The organism is Bradyrhizobium sp. AUGA SZCCT0105 (assembly GCF_018129565.1).
Classification (GTDB): domain Bacteria; phylum Pseudomonadota; class Alphaproteobacteria; order Rhizobiales; family Xanthobacteraceae; genus Bradyrhizobium.
The window spans coordinates 619,820-637,782 of sequence record NZ_JAFCMK010000001.1 but is presented as its reverse complement, the minus strand read 5'-3'; the positions used below and the strand labels follow the sequence as shown (position 1 = coordinate 637,782).

At 65.2% G+C, this 17,963-nt stretch carries 16 protein-coding genes; 11 read left to right on the top strand and 5 right to left on the bottom strand.

Annotation, left to right across the window (positions count from 1 at the left end; genetic code table 11):
* Positions 1-44: 44 nt before the first annotated feature.
* Positions 45-1,232 (bottom strand): pyridoxal phosphate-dependent aminotransferase, encoded by a 1,188-nt coding sequence (locus JQ573_RS02990; RefSeq protein WP_212317535.1) that lies wholly within the window; start codon positions 1,230-1,232, stop codon positions 45-47.
* A 226-nt stretch (positions 1,233-1,458) separates the two neighbouring features.
* Here JQ573_RS02990 and JQ573_RS02985 point away from each other — a divergent pair, with 226 nt between their 5' ends.
* The 11 genes from JQ573_RS02985 to JQ573_RS02935 all read left to right on the top strand — a co-directional run bounded on the left by JQ573_RS02985 (position 1,459) and on the right by JQ573_RS02935 (position 12,483).
* Positions 1,459-2,880, top strand: coding sequence for a M48 family metalloprotease (locus tag JQ573_RS02985; RefSeq protein ID WP_212317537.1), 1,422 nt, complete (start codon positions 1,459-1,461; stop codon positions 2,878-2,880).
* Between the two features lie 86 nt (positions 2,881-2,966).
* On the top strand, positions 2,967-3,734 hold the full coding sequence (locus JQ573_RS02980; protein ID WP_092113737.1) for a DsbA family protein: 768 nt from the start codon (positions 2,967-2,969) through the stop codon (positions 3,732-3,734).
* A gap of 134 nt (positions 3,735-3,868) precedes the next feature.
* The gene (locus JQ573_RS02975) at positions 3,869-4,828 is read left to right on the top strand and encodes a hypothetical protein (protein ID WP_212317539.1); all 960 of its coding nucleotides are present in this window, start codon (positions 3,869-3,871) and stop codon (positions 4,826-4,828) included.
* A gap of 125 nt (positions 4,829-4,953) precedes the next feature.
* The gene (locus tag JQ573_RS02970; protein WP_212317541.1) at positions 4,954-5,799 is read left to right on the top strand and encodes a DUF1236 domain-containing protein; all 846 of its coding nucleotides are present in this window, start codon (positions 4,954-4,956) and stop codon (positions 5,797-5,799) included.
* 298 nt (positions 5,800-6,097) lie between these two features.
* Positions 6,098-6,559: a type II 3-dehydroquinate dehydratase gene (aroQ, locus tag JQ573_RS02965; RefSeq protein ID WP_212317542.1), complete on the top strand. Its 462-nt coding sequence runs from the start codon at positions 6,098-6,100 to the stop codon at positions 6,557-6,559.
* A gap of 52 nt (positions 6,560-6,611) precedes the next feature.
* The gene (gene accB / locus JQ573_RS02960; RefSeq protein WP_212317544.1) at positions 6,612-7,106 is read left to right on the top strand and encodes an acetyl-CoA carboxylase biotin carboxyl carrier protein; all 495 of its coding nucleotides are present in this window, start codon (positions 6,612-6,614) and stop codon (positions 7,104-7,106) included.
* Positions 7,107-7,130: 24 nt separating this feature from the next.
* Complete coding sequence (accC, locus tag JQ573_RS02955) at positions 7,131-8,489, top strand: acetyl-CoA carboxylase biotin carboxylase subunit (protein WP_092113729.1); 1,359 nt, start codon at positions 7,131-7,133, stop codon at positions 8,487-8,489.
* Between the two features lie 100 nt (positions 8,490-8,589).
* Entirely contained in the window at positions 8,590-10,128 is a 1,539-nt protein-coding gene (locus tag JQ573_RS02950) for a CHASE3 domain-containing protein (protein WP_212317546.1), read from the top strand.
* Positions 10,125-10,565 carry a response regulator gene (locus JQ573_RS02945; RefSeq protein WP_212317548.1) on the top strand — a complete coding sequence of 147 codons (441 nt, stop codon included), beginning with the start codon at positions 10,125-10,127 and terminating at the stop codon, positions 10,563-10,565. Before JQ573_RS02950 ends, JQ573_RS02945 begins: the two co-directional genes overlap by 4 nt.
* The gene (locus tag JQ573_RS02940; protein WP_212317549.1) at positions 10,562-11,653 is read left to right on the top strand and encodes a sensor histidine kinase; all 1,092 of its coding nucleotides are present in this window, start codon (positions 10,562-10,564) and stop codon (positions 11,651-11,653) included. Before JQ573_RS02945 ends, JQ573_RS02940 begins: the two co-directional genes overlap by 4 nt.
* A gap of 35 nt (positions 11,654-11,688) precedes the next feature.
* The gene (locus tag JQ573_RS02935; RefSeq protein WP_212317551.1) at positions 11,689-12,483 is read left to right on the top strand and encodes a hypothetical protein; all 795 of its coding nucleotides are present in this window, start codon (positions 11,689-11,691) and stop codon (positions 12,481-12,483) included.
* 25 nt (positions 12,484-12,508) lie between these two features.
* Here the strand turns inward: JQ573_RS02935 and JQ573_RS02930 are convergent, their stop codons facing one another.
* From JQ573_RS02930 to JQ573_RS02915, 4 genes are read right to left on the bottom strand one after another with little or no spacing between them, the layout of a single operon-like run.
* A complete protein-coding gene (locus JQ573_RS02930; RefSeq protein WP_249131198.1) occupies positions 12,509-12,859 on the bottom strand; it encodes a BA14K family protein in 351 nt (116 codons plus the stop codon).
* A gap of 11 nt (positions 12,860-12,870) precedes the next feature.
* Positions 12,871-13,182, bottom strand: coding sequence for a hypothetical protein (locus tag JQ573_RS02925; protein ID WP_212317555.1), 312 nt, complete (start codon positions 13,180-13,182; stop codon positions 12,871-12,873).
* Between the two features lie 8 nt (positions 13,183-13,190).
* Positions 13,191-14,678 carry an efflux transporter outer membrane subunit gene (locus JQ573_RS02920; RefSeq protein ID WP_212317557.1) on the bottom strand — a complete coding sequence of 496 codons (1,488 nt, stop codon included), beginning with the start codon at positions 14,676-14,678 and terminating at the stop codon, positions 13,191-13,193.
* Positions 14,679-17,963, bottom strand: a complete 3,285-nt coding sequence (locus JQ573_RS02915; protein ID WP_212317559.1) for an efflux RND transporter permease subunit — start codon at positions 17,961-17,963, stop codon at positions 14,679-14,681.

Genomic DNA, 17,963 nt, shown 5'->3' with positions numbered 1-17,963 from the left:
AACCGATCTAACCGACAAGACCGAGGGCTCTTGAAGATTGCGGGCTATTTAAGCCAATGCGCGATCCGCGCAACTGCTTCCTGCATCTCCGCCGCGGAACGCGCATAGGAAAATCGGATGAAGGCGCGGCCGTGGATCGGATCGAAATCGACGCCCGGGGTCGCTGCGACATGCGCCTTCTCGAGCATTTCGCTGGCGAAGGCGAAGCTGTCGGAGGTGAAGTCGGAGACGTCGGCGTAGAGATAGAACGCGCCGTCGGCGGGCAGGAACTTGGTCAGCCCGGCCTTGGGCAGGCCTTCGATCAGGATGCGGCGGTTCTCCTGATAGCCGCGCTTGATCGCTTCCATCTCCTCGCGGCCCTCGAAGGCCGCTTCGGCGGCGATCTGCGACAAGGTCGGCACCGAGATCGACAGGTTCTGCTGCAGCCGCTCAATCGGCCGCACCAGCACATCGGGCACCACCATCCAGCCGACGCGCCAGCCGGTCATGCAGAAGTACTTCGAGAACGAGTTGATCACGAGCGCGTTCGGCGACAGCTCCGCCGCCGTCACCGCAGGAAATGCGTAGTCGAGGCCGTGATAGATCTCGTCGGAGATGAAGCGGATGCCCGCGCTGTCGGCGGCGGCCATCAGGCTCGACAGCGCCTCGCGCGACATCATCGTGCCGGTCGGGTTCGCCGGGCTGCCGACCAGCACGCCCTTCAGCGGCGCCTTGCGATGGGCGGCCAGCAGCGCCTCCCCGGTCAGCGCGTGGCGGGTGTCGCCGGAGGTCTCGATCAGCACCGGCTCGCAGCCGAGCGCGGTCAGGATGTGCCGATAAGGCGGATAGCCCGGCACGGTGACGGCGACCCGGTCGCCCGGCTCGAACATCGCAAGAAACGCCAGGATGAACCCGCCCGACGAGCCCGTGGTGACGATGATGCGCTCGGCATCGACCGCGCAGCCATACGTGTCGCGGTAATGCCGGGCGATGCGCGCGCGCAGACTGGGAATGCCGAGCGCCGAGGTGTAGTCGATCCGCCCGCCGGCAAGCGCGGCCTGTGCGGCGGCGATCGCCGGCTTCGGCGCCCCCTCGGCGGGCTGCCCCACCTCCATGTGGATGACATGGCCACCCGCGGCCTCGATTCGCGCCGCAGCGGCCATCACGTCCATCACCATGAACGGCGGAACATCGCTCCGGCCGGACGCTGTCAAAAGGCTGCTCACACGGTCTCTCGCTGTCGCTTCACGCATGGATTTCTGCTATTGGACGGCCGCTGCCGGGTTCGGGTTCCGATACCGGCGACCGCCCCAGACTGGCCGCATTCGGTGGCTCCTTATAACGCTTTCAGGCCAAGTGCATACCCGGTTCGCGTGAAGAAGAACTGCAAAAACAACAGACTGTGCCACGCGCCTGCCCCGGTCGGGTCGGGAACCGGACTTTGCCGCCGCGCGGCCAGAAATCGCCGATAGATCGCCCATGCTGTTCCGCCTCGCTCTTCGCGCCAGGACCCTCAAGCCGACGGCGTTCAAGCTCACCGCATTGCTGACCGCGGTTGCACTCGCCGTTGGTCCCGGCGTCCCGGCGCGAGCCCAGCAGAAGGGCCCGCCGGTGCTGCGCGACACCGAGTCCGAGCAGCTGCTGCGCGAATATACCAGGCCGATCCTGCGCGCCGCCGGTCTCGAGAAGCAGAACATCCAGATCGTGATCATCAACGACGGCTCGTTCAATGCCTTCGTCGCCGACGGCCGCCGCATCTTCGTCAATTACGGCGCGCTGCTGCAATCGGAGACGCCGAACCAGATCATCGGCGTGCTGGCGCATGAGACGGGCCATCTGGCCGGCGGTCATCTTGCCAAGATGCGCGAGCAGCTGGCGCAGGCGCAGACCCAGATGATCATCGCGATGCTGCTCGGCGTCGGCGCGCTGGCCGCAGGCGCTGCGAGCGGCGGCGTTGGAAACGGCCTCTCCAGCGCCGGTGCCGCCGCGATCTCGGCGCCGCAGTCGGTCATTCAGCGCACACTGCTCTCCTACCAGCGCCAGCAGGAGGAAAACGCCGACCGCGCCGGCGTCAAATTCCTGAACGCGACCGGCCAGTCCGCCAAGGGCATGTACGAGACGTTCAAGCGCTTCACCGACGAGAGCCTGTTCGCCGCGCGCGGCGCCGACCCCTATCTGCAGTCGCACCCGATGCCGGTCGACCGCGTCTCGGCGCTGCAGGACCTGGCGCGCTCGAGCCCCTATTGGGACAAGAAGGACGATCCGGCGCTGCAGCTGCGTCACGACATGATGCGCGCCAAGATCTCCGGCTTTATGGAACGGCAGGACACGGTCTACCGCCGCTATCCGTTGTCCAACACCAGCCTGCCGGCGCGCTATGCGCGCGCGATCACCACCTATCTGCACGGCGATCTGCGTTCGGCGATCGCCCAGATCGACGGCTTGATCCAGGTCCAGCCCAACAATCCCTATTTCTACGAGTTGCGCGGCCAGGCGCTGCTCGAAGGCGGCCGGCCGGCGGAGGCCATCGCGCCGTTGCGCCGCGCGGTGCAGCTCTCCGGCAGCTCGCCGCTGATCGAGATGCTGCTCGGCCAGGCGCTGGTCGCCTCCGATAACAAGGCCTACACCGACGATGCGATCAACATGCTGCGCGCCGCCGTGGCGCGCGAGCCCGAGGCGCCGCTCGGTTATACCCAGCTCGCGATGGCCTATGGCCGCAAGGGCGACTATGCCCAGGCCGACCTCGCCTCGGCGCAGGCCGCCTATCTCCGCGGCGACAACAAGACCGCCCGCGAACTGGCGTCGCGCGCCAAGACGCGGTTCGCGATCGGCACGCCCGGCTGGGTCAAAGCTGACGACATTGTGAGCGCCAAGCCGATGCCGGGTCAGAAAAACAACTAGAAATAAACCGTAGTTCCATACAACGATCACCGAAACCAGCCCGCGGCCCTGCCGAATTTCGGGCCACCTCGAACAAGGATTTTGCCATGCCAGCGCTTCGTTTTCTCGCCCCTGCCCTGCTCGCGCTCGGTATTTGCGCCGCGCCGCTGACTGCGTCCGCGCAGAGCTTCAACGATACCCAGCGCGGCGACATCGAGACCATCGTGCGCAACTACCTGATCGCGCATCCCGAGGTGCTCGAAGAGGCGATGAACGAGCTCAGCAAGCGGCAGGCCGCCGCCGAAGCCGAGAAGCATGAGCAGAGCGTCGCCAAGAACGCCGACACGATCTTCAACTCGCCGCGCGGCGTCATGCTCGGCAACAAGGACGGCGACGTCACCTTCGTCGAGTTCTTCGATTACAATTGCGGCTACTGCAAGCGCGCGATGTCCGACATGCTCGACCTGATGAAGTCAGATCCGAAGCTGAAGGTCGTGCTGAAGGAATTCCCGGTGCTGAGCCAGGGCTCGGTCGAGGCCGCGCAGGTCGCGGTCGCCGTGCGCATGCAGGATCCGACCGGCAAGAAGTATCTCGAGTTTCACCAGAAGCTCCTGGGCGGCCGCGGCGCCGCCGACAAGGCGCGCGCGCTGGCGGTCGCCAAGGAGGTCGGTCTCGACATGACCAAGCTCGAGAAGGACATGGCAAGCCCCGAGGTGAAGGCGACCATCGAGGAGAACTTCCGCCTCGCTGAATCCATGGGCATGAACGGCACGCCGAGCTACGTGATCGGCAAGCAGGTCGTGATCGGCGCGGTCGGCGTCGAGGGTCTCAAGGAGAAGATCGGCCTTGCCCGCTGCGGCAAGGCGACCTGCTGATCGTCGCTTCGACAGCGCTCATCCATCAAGAAAAATCCGGCTGCCTGGCAGTCGGATTTTTTTGTTTGCGGCACCGAACCGCTTCCGCGCTGGCCGCAACCAAGGGGCATCACCAATAACGGAAGTCGCGCGCCATGCCCCTGGCCCCGCCAACACTGGCCCCGCCAACCCTTGCTCCACCAACACTTGGCTACGATCTCACCCTCCTGAAGACCGCGCCACAGCGTGGCTCCGACCACGATCATGGCTGGTGCTACGGTCTGCCATCGGGCATTCGCACCGAGCAATGGCCGCTCAGTCCCCATGACGGCTTTCCGATGCAGCACTGCTTCACGCTGCGCGTCCCGGCGCAGTATCGCGCCAAGGGTGACGCCTATGTCGCGCTCGCCATGTTCGCCGATCAGCAATATGACGAACCCGTCGAGATCGACGCGGTCGCGCAATATCTCGCGGCAGAGACCATCGCGCGTCCATCCGATCCCAATCTGCTGCCCTACTTCGCCTATCGGCAGAACCGTCATCCGATGGAGTTTCGGATGAAGGACATCATCGACCACAATTTTGTGGCGATCTGGCTCACGGAGACCGAGTTCGCAGGACCGCTCTGCCGGCCGCCGGAGCTTGCCGGCAATCCGCTGCTGGAAACCAATTCGCCTCCGCGCTGGCTCGTGAAGGGGGCGGCGCGCACGGCGTTCGACGTCAACGTCGGCCGCACCCGCAGCGACGCGCTGGAGAAGACATACTGGTACCGCCTGTTCGGCGGCATCCCCGAGGCCGGGCACCACGCCTACGGCATCGCACTTGCGCCGCGCGACGACGATCCCAATGTCGGCAAGCCGCCGCGCGATCATCTGCTGCACAAGGGCGAACTCGGCGACTACATCGCGCCTTACGGCGAGCAAGGCAGTGCACGCGGTCTCGAGCGGTTGCACGGCCGCAACCATCTCGGCGGAACGATGTTTCCGAACCAGTGGACGCCGAGATACAGCGCGACCTATCTCGAGATCGAAGAGCATTTCGGCGGATTCAATTTCGGCGGCGGCAACGGCCAGCTCGACCTTGCGAGCATGGAGTTCGACTGGGCCTGCGGTTGAAACGCAAATCGTTCATCGCGCGTTCACACAAGAAACAATCTGCAAGGAACCGCAAATCAACAGGAACATCGCACATCCTCTCCCGTTGTCGGCGCGGGCAATGCTGAATAACGAGGAGGACTACAATGTCTAACCGCTTTCTGATTTCGGTCGCTGCGGCGGCTTTGATCGCTGGTACCGGATTTGCGAATGCACAGGGCGCCGGCGGCGCCAACAAGGAGTCCGGGGCCGGCGGTGGCGCGACCGTGCAGCACAGCGCACCGTCCGGTGGCGCATCGTCGGGCACCATGCAGCGCGATACGGGCGGCATGAAGGGTTCCGAGCACTCCACGACCGGTGAGTCTTCTTCAGGCATGAAGGATGAGGCGTCGGGCATGAAGGGCGCCGAGTCCGAAAAGTCCGGCCCCGCCACCAAGGGTGCACAGGAGAACACGCAGAAGTCGAAGAGCATGAGCTCGGAGAACGATGCGACCAAGGGCGCCAAGGAAGGTTCGAAGGACATGAAGGCCGAAGGCCGCGACAAGAGCGGCAACATGAAGGCCGAGGAGCATGACAAGAGCGGCAAGATGAACAACGCCGCCGAGAGCCGCGAGAAGAGCGGCGCCACCACCAACCAGAACGCTCAGACCAAGAGCCCGACCGACACCAACCACGCCCAGACCAACGACACCAGCCGCACCCAGACCACGACCGGCAATGCGGCGACGTCGGCCACCGCGGCTCCGCCGGCCGAGAAGCGCACCCAGATCTCGACGGCGATCAGGTCGGAGCACGTCACCGAAGCCACCAATGTGAACTTCAACGTGGCGGTCGGCACCCGCGTTCCCAATGACGTGCACTTCTACCCGGTGCCGGAGCGCGTCGTGACGATCTATCCGCAGTGGCGCGGTTACGAGTTCATCCTGGTCCACGGCCGCTACATCATCGTGCAGCCGGAGACCCATGAGATCGTCTACATCATCGAGGGCTGACCTCGGCCTCGGCGCGAGGGTGCCATGACGGGCCCTCGCCTCGATCTCAACCCCGCCCCCTCAGGGGCGGGGTTTTGCATGCGGCTGCACCCCGCAGTCGCCAGTGGATGGCTGGCCGGAGCACACCCCCGGCCCGCCTTCCGCCAGATTTGGTTAATCAGCAATTTCCGTAGGTTACGGCAGCTATCTAACAGGGCGAAGGAAGCTGTTGAAGACGTTCCGATTTCACCTAAAGACTTCCCCTGCGGCCGGTTGTTACCTATAACCCGGCCCACTTTCCCCTTCGGAACCCATGGAAATGGCTGCTGCCGGAACGATCTATGTGCTGAACGGCCCGAACCTCAACCTGTTGGGGACGCGCGAGCCGGAGACATACGGCCATGCCACCCTCGCCGACGTCGAGAAGCTGTGCGCGGACACCGCGCGGCAGTTCGGGTTGACCGCCGACTGCCGGCAGTCCAACCGCGAGGGCGAACTGATCGACTTCATCCATGAGGCTCACGCCAAGAAGGCGCTCGGCATCATCATCAACGCCGGCGGCTACTCCCATACCTCGATCGCGCTGCATGACGCGCTGGTTGCGGTCAAGATTCCCGCCGTCGAGGTTCACGTCAGCAACATCCACGCCCGCGAGAGCTTCCGGGACCACTCGTTCACTGCTAAAGCCGCCTTCGCGTCACTTTGCGGCTTCGGCATCGACGGCTACCGGCTTGCGATCATCGGCCTCGCCACCAGGATCGGTGCGAAGGCAAAGACTTAATCGTCAATCCTGACGTTCCCCGTCACCAGACAGAGATTTCGGATCAAACAACATGGCGCGCCAGCCAGACGACAAACCAGCCGCAAAGTCCAAGAACGACTCCAAGAACGACGACAGCGTCCTCATCCGCGAGCTCGCGCTGCTGCTTGCTGAGACCAACCTCACCGAGATCGAGATCGAGCGCGCCGGCCTGCGCGTCCGGGTCGCGCGCAATATCAGCATCGCCGCCTCCGTGCCGTCAGCCGTGCATGCGGTTGCCGCCCCGGTGGCAGTGCCGGCTGCCGCCGCTGCCGCCGCCGACATGGCGAAACACCCGGGCGTCGTGCCCTCGCCGATGGTCGGCACCGCCTATTGGGCTCCGGAACCTGGCGCCAAGCCGTTCATTGAAGTCGGCAGCAAGGTCACGGCCGGCCAGACGCTTCTGATCATCGAGGCGATGAAGACGATGAACCAGATTCCGTCGCCGCGCGCGGGCACCGTGACGCAGATCCTCGTCGAGGACGGCCAGCCGGTCGAATTCGGCGAGCCGCTCGTCATCATTGAATAGCTTCCGTCAACGTCAGGCGCTGCGATGTTCGACAAGATCCTCATAGCCAATCGCGGCGAGATCGCGCTTCGCGTGCTCCGGGCCTGCAAGGAGCTCGGCATCTCCACCGTCGCGGTGCATTCGACCGCCGACGCCGACGCCATGCATGTGCGCCTCGCCGACGAGAGCGTCTGCATCGGGCCGCCGCCGTCGAAGGATTCCTATCTCAACATCCCGGCGCTGCTGGCCGCCTGCGAGATCACCGGCGCCGACGCCGTGCATCCCGGCTACGGCTTCCTGTCCGAGAATGCGCGCTTCGCCGAGATCCTCGCCGATCACAATCTGGGCTTCATCGGGCCGAAGGCCGAGCACATCCGCCTGATGGGCGACAAGATCGAGGCCAAGAAGACCGCCAAGCGCCTCGGCATCCCCGTGGTGCCCGGTTCGGACGGCGCAGTGACGGCGGACGACGATGCCATGGCGATCGCCAAGGAGATCGGCTTCCCCGTGCTGGTGAAGGCGGCGGCCGGCGGCGGCGGCCGCGGCATGAAGGTCGCCCACACCGAGGCCGACCTCGCGCTGGCGCTCACGACCGCGGCCAACGAAGCCAAGTCGGCGTTCGGCGACGCCTCGGTCTATCTGGAGAAATACCTGCAGAAGCCGCGCCACATCGAGATCCAGATTCTCGGTGATGGCCGCGGCGGCGCCATCCATCTCGGCGAGCGCGACTGCTCGCTGCAGCGCCGTCACCAGAAGGTCTGGGAGGAAGGCCCCTCGCCCGTGCTTGGCGCGGCGGCGCGCGCCAGGATCGGCGAGACCTGCGCCAAGGCGATGCGGGACATGAAGTATCTCGGCGTCGGTACCATCGAATTCCTCTACGAGGACGGCGAATTCTATTTCATCGAAATGAACACGCGCATCCAGGTCGAGCATCCCGTCACCGAAAGCATCACGGATATCGATCTGGTGCTGGAGCAGATCCGGATTGCCGCCGGCGGCGAGCTTCCGGCCAAGCAAAGCGAGATCGCGATCATCGGCCACGCCATCGAGTGCCGCATCAATGCGGAGAACCCGCAGACCTTCCGTCCGTCGCCCGGACGGATCACGCAATTCCACGCGCCTGGCGGTCTCGGCGTGCGGATCGATTCCGCCGTCTATCAGGGCTACGTGATTCCGCCCTATTACGACTCGCTGGTCGGCAAGCTGATCGTGCACGGCAAGACCCGCGGCGAATGCCTGATGCGGTTGCGCCGGGCGCTGGACGAGATGGTGGTCGACGGCATCGAGACGACGCTGCCGCTGTTCCGCGCGCTGGTGCGCGAGCCCGACATCATCGAGGGCGACTATCACATCCACTGGCTGGAGCAGTATCTCGCCGGCCAGCCATCCGACGCCCCGAAATAGTTTGGAACTTTGTGGAACCCAGCGCCCCGCTCAAACGTACTAAAGGGTTGTTGGCTTTCCACGGGGACGCATTGAATCCCACTCTCGCGAAGAGACCGTCGTGACACCAGTTTCACGACGCCGGTCCACGTTACAGATCCTGCTGCTCTCGGCGGGATTTTTCGTGCTGGTCGCGGTCAGCGTGGCGTCCGTCCTGCTGGTCAACAAGGCGCGTGAGGACAACGCCTGGGTCGTCCATACCGTCGAGGTGGAGAGCCAGGTTGCCAATCTGTTGCTTGACGTCAGGCGCGCCGAAAGCGCGACCAGGGCGTATCTGCTGACGTCAGCACCACAATACCTGTCTGAGTACCAGTCGGCCGCGGCGGCGCTCCCGGCCGCGCTCGGCCATCTCCAGATGATGACCGTCGATAATCCGGCGCAGGTCGCCAATGCCGCGAAGCTGAAAGCCGCCGTCGAGCAACGGCTGGCCGAGTTCGCCCTCAGCATCGAGCGCGCCAACAACAACGACGCCGCGACCAGCGTCGACATCCTGCGCCAGGGCACTTCGGCCGATGCATTGGAAGCGATCGCCCGGATCGGCCGCGACATGCGCACCGAGGAGGATCGGCTGCTGGCTGAGCGCACCGCAACCGCGGACAGGACCCAGGTGCTCGCCTCCTCCGTCACCATCGCCGGCTCCTGCATGGTGCTGGCGCTCGCCGCCCTCTCTCTCGTGCTGCTGCGGCAGTCCTCGCGGGCGCGCGACGAGGCCGAGGCCAGGCTGCGCGACAGCAACGTCAATCTCGAAACCATCGTCGACGAACGGACCGCCGACCTGCGCGAGGCCAACGAGGAAATCCAGCGCTTCGCCTATATCGTCAGCCACGACCTACGCTCGCCGCTGGTCAACATCATGGGCTTCACCAGCGAGCTGGAGGAATTGCGCGGCGACATCTTCAAGCGCATCGCCACGCTCAATCGCACCGCATCGCTGGCGCCGGCGATGGAAGACGCGACCGACGTGGCCGAGCCCGAGCTCGAAGGATCCGACAAGCAGCTATCCGACGATTTCAACGAATCGCTCGGCTTCATCAAATCGTCGATCGCCAAGATGGACCGCCTGATCAGCGCGATCCTCAATCTCACCCGCGAGGGCCGCCGCGAGTTTAAGCCGGAGCGGATCGATCTCCGCGAGCTGATCGACGGCATCGTCAAGACGGTCGCGCATCAGGCGGCCGAGGCCAATGCGACCGTCGAGGTCGGCGCTTTGCCGAATCTCGTCAGCGACCGCCTCGCGCTGGAGCAGATCTTCTCCAACCTGATCGACAATGCACTCAAGTACCTCAAGGACGGCGTCCCCGGCGAGATCTCGATCGAGGGCCGCACCAAGCTGGGTTTTGCGATCTTCGAAGTGACCGACAATGGCCGCGGCATCGATCCGAAGGACCACCAGCGCATCTTCGATCTATTCCGCCGTGCCGGAACCCAGGACAAGCCTGGTCAGGGCATCGGGCTTGCCCATGTCCGCGCACTTGTGCGCAGACTGGGCGGCACCATGTCGGTAACATCGGAACTTCACAATGGCAGCACGTTCACGATCACGCTGCCTATCAAATGGTCAGGCAAGAACTCAGGCAAGAACCGGGACAAAGAATCATGAGCGATCCAGTCACCATCATCATGATCGAGGACGACGAGGGCCATGCCCGCCTGATTGAGCGGAATATCCGGCGCTCAGGTGTCAACAATGAGATCGTCCCGTTCACCAACGGTACAGAGGCCGTGCACTACCTGTTCGGCAAGGATGGCAGCGCGGTTGAGCGCAAGGGCCAGGCCCTGCTCATCCTGCTTGATCTCAATCTGCCTGACATGACCGGCATCGATATTCTGAAGCGGGTCAAGGAAAACAAGCATCTCAAGGCGACGCCGGTGGTCGTGCTGACCACCACCGACGACTCCCAGGAGATCAAGCGTTGCTACGAACTCGGCTGCAACGTCTACATCACCAAGCCGGTGAACTACGAAAGCTTTGCCAACGCCATTCGCCAGCTTGGCCTGTTCTTTTCCGTGATTCAGGTGCCGCCAGCTTCCCTATGACCAGCGCAACGCCGACACTGCTCTACATCGACGACGACGCGGCGCTGGCGCGCCTGGTCGAACGCGGGCTGACGCGCGCGGGCTACAAGGTCGTGCACGCCGCAAGCGGCCAGGAAGGCCTCGAGCGGCTCGCCCAGGGCGGCATCGACGTCGTCGCGCTCGACCAGTACATGCCCGGCCTCGATGGGCTGGAGACGCTGGAGCAGATGCTCAAGATTGCGGACGCACCGCCGGTGGTGTTCGTCACCGCCTCGCAGGATTCGGCGATTGCCGTCACCGCGCTGAAGGCCGGCGCGGCGGACTATCTGGTCAAGGACGTCAGGGGCGAATTCATCCCCCTGCTCCAGGTCGCGGTGAACGGCGCGGTCCGGCGCGCCGCGATCCAGAAGGCGCGCGACGAGGCCGAGGCCGAGGTGCACGCCTCGCGCGACCGGTACGCCGCGCTCGCCGCCGAGCGCGAGGTTCTGCTGCGCGAGGTCAACCATCGCGTCGGCAATTCGTTGCAGATCATTGCCTCGCTGCTGCATCTGCAAGCCAATTCCTCGACCCAGCAGGATGTCAAGGCGGCGCTCACCAATGCGATGGGCCGTGTCGCCGCCGTCGCGCAGGTGCACCGCCGCCTCTACACCTCGCACGACTTCAAAACGGTGATGCTCAACCAGTATCTCGAGGCGCTGCTCGAGGACCTCAGGCGATCGGCCGAAGGCAACAAGATGTCGCGGCTGACGCTGAAGGCCGAGCCGGTCGAGATCGATCCCGACCGCGCGGTCGCGATCGGCATCATCGTCAACGAGCTGGTGATGAACGCCGTGAAATACGCCTATCCCGACGGCGCCGGCCCGATCCATGTCGAGCTGAAGCCGGACGCGGACGATTTGCAGCTTGCGATCAGCGATGAAGGCGTGGGCTTCTCCGACAAGGCCGATCCACGCGGCACCGGGATGGGCCAGCGCATCGTCGCGGCGATGGCCGTCAAGCTCGACGCCAGCGTCGAGCGCGACCCCAGCCACAAGGGCACCCGCTTCGTGGTGCGGTTTGCCCGCGTCACCCCGGCGCCGGCGAAATCGACAAGCGCTGCCGCCAGTTAGGCCGCTGATGGTGGCGGATTGATCGAATTTTCGCGTTGGCCTTAACGGCCGCGTCACCCTGTTGTTCGATCGCGGCCGCTTGCCCTGACGGGTTAAGACAAATCTGGGCGTTGTTTGCCATGCTTTTCCTCCAGCTTGGCAGGAACGGCACGATGTTCGAGCGCAGGGTGGTTTTTGGAAAGAAGCAGGCGACGTCGGGCGATCCTAGGGAGTCCGTGCGTCCGGCACCGGGCGCCGACGGCGCGGCACCCGCCTTTCACAGGAGGCAGTGGGAAGATCCGCGGATCGGGCCGATGCTGCGCGATGCGGGGTTCGTGCCCGACGACGCAGCCAGCATCGTGCCGGCGGCGGACAATCGCCTTGCCGTGTTTGCCGCGGCCAACCAACGGCTGCAAGAGCGCACCGAGAGTTTCAACCGTGACATGACGGCGCGCCACGGCCACTGCCGTGCGTTGCCGTTCCTGGTCATCGACCACAAGATCTGGGACGGGCCGCATGGCGCGTTTCTCTACGCGCAGCTGGGTCTGATCGGCTACGACGAGTGGAACGTGATCATGCTGGCGGAAGATCCGCAGACCACGGAAACATGCGGCCTGGCAGGCCATCCCGGCTTCCTTCCGGCGGTGACGCAGCTCATGACCGAGCATGTGATCGCCTGGGAGGCGCAGCACAACGCCCTGCTCAAGACATTCGGAATCACCGCGAGCGGCGGCCGCGACATCTCGCGCGAGCAATATGAGATGGAAAAGGACACGCTGCGCAGGGAGATTATCGACAAGGCCGGTTGGATGAAGCTGCGCATCATCGACGACCTTCTGCGCAAGAGCTAGAAGCGCCTTCCGCTTCCCCAACCTCTCAATCAGGCCGATCGCGGTGCCGCCGCGTGCGATGTGGACGGCAGTCCTGACATGGCGCGCCGAAGATCACCTGCGACGGATAGGGCCGCGCGGAGTGATACGGCGTCGAACCGAACAGACCCGCCGCGCCGAAGCCCGCGCTGAAGGGATCGGCGGCAAAGCTGCCCGGAAAGGAGCCGTTGCTGCGGAAGTCGCGGTCGTCATTCCTGCCGTCGAAATACACGCCGCCGGTGCTGCCGTAACGCAGCGACCGTTGCGGCTCCAAGTCATGAGACAAGTTCTGGGCCGAGGCAGCGGCGGTGCCGAGCGCGATGGCGGCGCAGGCGATCAATGCTCTGATGGCGGTCATGGCGAAGGCTCTCATTGCGGAATGGTCCCCCAGTCGCCCTTCCAGGCAATCAGGCGTCCCTTGCCGAATTGCAGATAAAGCCCGTCGCTGCGCCTCGACAGCACGCTGCCCCTGACATTGGGCAGCGCGACGAACAATTCATTGCCCGGCGTGCCGCGAACATAGTTCAGGGGCACGCCGAGCGACTGGCTGGCCTGGTCGGCGCTCATGCCGAAGGCGAGCGGAATGCTGTTCGGTGGCCGCTGCTGCGCACGGGCCGCGCCCACCGGCGCGGTCAGCGCGATGACGAGGGTAACGACGAACGGTGTGACGAACCGTTGCATGACCGACCTCATGGCACTGCCGCCGCGAGCGTGCCGGCCGGCGTCCAGCCGCCGCCGAGCGCCTGGAACAGGCTGCTCGCCGCCAGCAGCTTGTTGAGCCGCACCGAGACAAGGTTGAGTTCAGCCGTGAACAGCGTCTGCTGTGTCTGCAGCACCGTGATGAGATTGACCGTGCCGCCGCGCAGCTGCGTCTCGGAGACTTCGAACGCCTTGCGTGAGCTCGCCACCACGTCGGACTGCAGCCGCTCCTGCAGCGTATACTTCTGCAACGCGATCAGCGCCTTCTCGACATCGGCGAAGGCCGACAGCACCGCCTTGCGATAGGCCTGCAGGTTTTGCAATTGCTGGCCCTTGGCGAGCTTGAGCTGGCTCTCCAGCAGGAAGCCGTCGAACAGCGGCTGGGTCAGCCCGGCCGCGAGCGTGTAGTACCAGGCGCCCGGCGCGAACAGCGAGGCGAGCGCCGCACTCTGGAAGCCCGTGGTGCCGGTCAGCTGGATCTGCGGGAAGAACGCCGCCCGCGCCGCGTCGACGCTGAAATTGGAGGCCGCGAGCTGCGCCTCGGCCTGACGGACATCAGGCCGCTGGTAGAGCAATTCCGACGGCATCCCCGGCGTGATGCGCGGCACCGAGATCTGCGTGGTGCTGCCGCCGCGCACCGAGAAATCGGCCGGCGCGCGCGCCACCAGCAGTGCGAGCGCGGCGGTGTTTTGCCCCAGCGTCACCTCGAGCGGCGGGATCGCCGCGCGCTGCGTGGCGACCAGCGCCTCCTGCTGCGACAGGTCGAGCTGCGAGGCGGTGCCGCCGGCGAATTGCGACTTGATCAAAGCCAGGATGCGCTCGGCTGCCGCCAAATTGCGCCGGGTGGCCTTGATCTGGTCCTGCGCCGCAAGCACCTGGAAATAGGTGTTGGCCACCGTCGCCATCGTGGTCAGCGCGACCACCTCGCGATTGTAGCGGGAAACCGTCGCACTCTCTTCCGACGCCGACAACGTCGCGCGGTTCTTGCCCCAGAAATCGACGATATAGCTTGCGCTGAGTCCCAGACTGTACTGCGAGAACGTACCGCTGCTGCCGCCGAGCGACGAATTCGATCCCGTCGCGACCTTCTGACGCTCCGCATTGGCCGACCCCGAGATCGACGGCAGCAGCGCGGCGCCGGACACGCCGGCCTGCGCGTCGGCCTGCACGATCTGGGCGATCGCCACCGCGATATCGAGATTGTAGAGCTGCGCGGATTCCATCAGCCCGGTCAGCTCGGGCGAGCGGAAGCCGCGCCACCAGGCGAGCGCCGGAACGGCGGCGTCGGCATCGCCCTTGGCCGCGGCGCGATAGCTCGCCGGCACTTCGAGACTGAGCTCGGGTTTCTCCACCCCGGGAATACAGCCGGTCAGGCCGAGGCTCAGACCAAGGCCGAGGCCGCCGAACGCGGCCGCGCGCCGAAACCGGACCGGTTTCCGCAATATTCGAAGACTATGCAACGCTGCACCTGTCGGCATTTACTCGCCCGGTTGAAGTGAGGAGCCCGGCATCCGCATGGCGCCGCCGCGGCGGACGCGCAGGGCCCACAAGCGGAACCGGTCGAGATAGAGGTAGATGACCGGCGTCGTGTAGAGCGTCAGGACCTGGCTCAGGATCAGGCCGCCGACGATGGCGATGCCGAGCGGCTGCCGCAGCTCGCCGCCGTCGCCCATCCCGATGGCAAGCGGCACGGCGCCGAGCAGCGCGGCCATCGTCGTCATCATGATGGGACGGAAACGCAGCAGGCATGCCTCCTTGATCGCCTCGAGCGGCTCCAGCCCGCGCCTGCGTTCCGCGTCCAGCGCAAAGTCGATCATCATGATGGCGTTCTTCTTCACAATGCCGATCAGCAGCATGACGCCGATCAGCGCCATGATACTGAACTCGGTCTTGAATGCCATCAGCGCCAGCAAGGCACCCACACCTGCCGAGGGCAGTGTGGACAAGATGGTCAGCGGATGGACGTAGCTCTCATAGAGTACGCCCAGCACGATGTAGATCGTGACGATCGCGGCCAGGATCAGGAACGGCTGGTTGCTGAGCGAATCCTGGAACGCCTTGGCGGAGCCCTGGAAGGTGCCGCGGATCGTGGCCGGGACGCCGATCCGGTTCATGGTCGCCTCGATGCTGCCGACCGCGGTGCTCAGCGACACGTTCGGCGGCAGGTTGAACGAGATGGTGTTGGCGACCAGGAGGCCCTGGTGATTGACCGCAAGCGGCGTCGCGCCCTGCTTGAACGCCGCCACCGCCGACAGCGGGATCATGGTCTCGCTGTTGGTCGAGACGGCCGATCCGGTCGAGGCCACGCCCTTCCCGGTCGAACCGATCGAATTGGTGGCCTGGTTGCGCGCGGCCTGAGCATTGGTCGAACTGGCCGCGCTCGAGGTTCCCGGCGCCACCACGGTGCCGGCCACCGCGTTGGTCGATTGCGAGCCGCCGACCGATCCGCCCGACGTGCTGATGTAGACGTCCTTCAGCGTCTCGGGGGTCTGCCAGTAGCGCGGCGCGACCTCCATGATGACATGGTACTGGTTGCGCGCGACATAGATCGTCGACACCTGACGCTGGCCGAAGGCGTCGTAGAGGGTGTTGTCGATCTGGCTCACGGTGATGCCGAGCCGCGCCGCCGCGTCGCGGTCGATCACGAGGTCGGATTCCAGGCCCTTGTTCTGCTGGTCGCTGTTGACGTCGGCAAGGTTCGGATCGCGCTGCATGGCCGCCGCGATCTTCGGCGTCCAGTCATTGAGCTCCTCCAGCGTCGACCCCTGCAACGTGTACTGATACTGCGCGTTCGAGGCCCTGCCCCCGACCCTGATGTCCTGCACCGCCTGCAGGAACAGGCTCGCGCCGGGCACCACCGCCATCTCGCGGCGCAACCGCGAGATCACGCCGTCAGCGCCGATCTTGCGCTGGTCGAGCGGACGCAGCGAGACGAACACGAAGCCGGAATTGGTCTGGCCGCCGCCGGTGAAGCCGACCACGGTCTCGACCGCCGGATCCTTCTGGATGATCCCGACGAATTGCGCGAGCTTCTGCTGCATCAGCTGGAACGACACGCTCTGGTCGGCCTGGATCGAGCCGACCAGCCGCCCGGTATCCTGCTGCGGGAAGAAGCCCTTCGGGATCACGCTGTAGAGATAGAAGTTGAGGCCGAACACCGCCGCCAGGATCAGCATCACCGACAGCGGATGCGCCAGCGCCGCGGTCAGCGTCCTGCGATAGAAATTCAGCATCGCCTCGAAGAAGCGCTCGCTGGCCCAATAGAGCCGGCCGTGGCCTCCGTGGTCCGGCTTGAGCAGCACCGCGCACATCATCGGGGTGGTCGCCAGCGAGACCGCGAGCGAGATCAGGATCGAGATCGAGATCGTCATCGCGAATTCGCGGAACAACCGCCCGACGATGCCGGCCATCAACAGGATCGGGATGAACACCGCGATCAGCGAGATGCTCATCGACAGCACGGTGAAGCCGACCTCGTTGGCGCCCTTCAGCGCCGCTTCGAGCGGGCTCAGGCCCTCCTCGATGTAGCGGGTGACGTTCTCCAGCACGACGATGGCGTCGTCGACCACGAAGCCGGTCGCCACCGTCAGCGCCATCAGCGACAGATTGTCGAGGCTGTAGCCGATCAGGTACATCGCGCCGAAGGTTGCGACCAGCGACACCGAGACCGCCACCACCGGAATCAAGGTGGCGCGCAAATTGCGCAGGAACGCGAACACCACGATGATGACCAGCATCACCGCCAGAACCAGCGTCCGCTCGACGTCGCGGAGCGAGGTGCGGATGGTCGTCGAGCGGTCGACCGCGAGACCGATGTCGATCGCCGGTGAAATCGAGGCCTGCAATTGCGGCATCAGCCCCTTCACCAGGTCAACGGTACTGATGATGTTGGCGTTCGGCTGCCGGTAGAGGATCAGCAGCACCGCGGGCTTGCCGTTGGCGAGCCCGGCATTGCGCAAATTCTCGACGCCGTCGGCCACCTCACCGACATCGGAGAGGTGAACCGGCGCGCCATTGCGGTAGGCCACGATCAGCGACCTGTAGTCGTCGGCCTTGTTGGCCTGGTCGTTGGCGTAGACCTGGTAGCGCTGGTCGCCGACATCGATGCCGCCCTTGGGGCTGTGGGCATTGGCGCTCGACAGCGCCGCGCGGACGTCTTCCAGACCGATGCCGTATTTGTAGAGCGCCTGCGGGATCAGATCGACGCGCACGGCGGGCAGCGAGCTGCCGCCGACCACGACCTCGCCGATGCCCTCGACCTGCGACAGCTTCTGCGCCAGCACCGTGGAGGCGGCATCATAGAGAGCGCCGCGGGTCAGCGTATCCGACGTCAGCGTCAGGATCAGGATCGGCGCGTCCGCCGGATTGACCTTGCGGTAGGTCGGATTGCTGCGCAGGCTGGTCGGCAGATCGGCCCGCGCGGCATTGATCGCAGCCTGCACGTCCCGCGCCGCGCCGTTGATGTCGCGGTTCAGCCCGAACTGCAGCGTGATCCGGGTCGAGCCGACCGAGCTCGACGACGTCATCTCCGTCACATCGGCGATCTGGCCGAGATGCCGCTCAAGCGGGCTTGCAACCGTGGTCGCGACGTCCTGCGGGCTGGCGCCGGGCAGCGTCGCCTGTACCGAGATGGTCGGAAAATCCACCTGCGGCAGCGGCGACACCGGCAGCTTGAAGAACGCGACAAGGCCGGCCGCCGCAAGCCCGAACGTCAACAGCGTGGTTGCGACCGGCCGGCGGATGAAGGGCGTTGACGGATCCAT